General features: G+C 79.7%; 1 protein-coding gene. It reads right to left on the bottom strand.

Annotation, left to right across the window (positions count from 1 at the left end; all coding sequences use genetic code 11):
* A partial coding sequence (locus G3I78_RS51575; protein ID WP_343244047.1) for a biotin/lipoyl-containing protein occupies positions 1-414 on the bottom strand: 414 nt, incomplete at both ends.

Genomic DNA, 414 nt, shown 5'->3' on the forward strand with positions numbered 1-414 from the left:
GGACCGGAGCCGGAGCCGGAGCGGGCGCGGGGGCCGGAGCCGGAGCGGCCGGGGCGGGAGCCGGAGCCGGGGCGGGGGCCTCGGCAGCCGGGGCCGGGGCCGGAGCCGCGCCCGGGGCGCCGATGACGGCGAGCTTCGCGCCGACCTCGGCGGTCTCGTCCTCGGCGACCACGATCTCCAGCAGGACACCGGCGACGGGCGCCGGGATCTCGGTGTCGACCTTGTCCGTGGAGACCTCGAGCAGGGGCTCGTCCTCCGCGACCTCCTCGCCGACCTCCTTCAGCCACCGGGTGACGGTGCCCTCGGTGACGGACTCGCCGAGCGCGGGCAGGACGACGTCCGTGCCCTCGGCGGAACCGCCGCCGGAGGCGGCCTCGGCGGTGGGAGCGGGCGCCGGGGCGGCCTGCTCGGTGG

Source organism: Streptomyces sp. SID13726 (assembly GCF_010548375.1).
Lineage (GTDB): Bacteria > Actinomycetota > Actinomycetes > Streptomycetales > Streptomycetaceae > Streptomyces.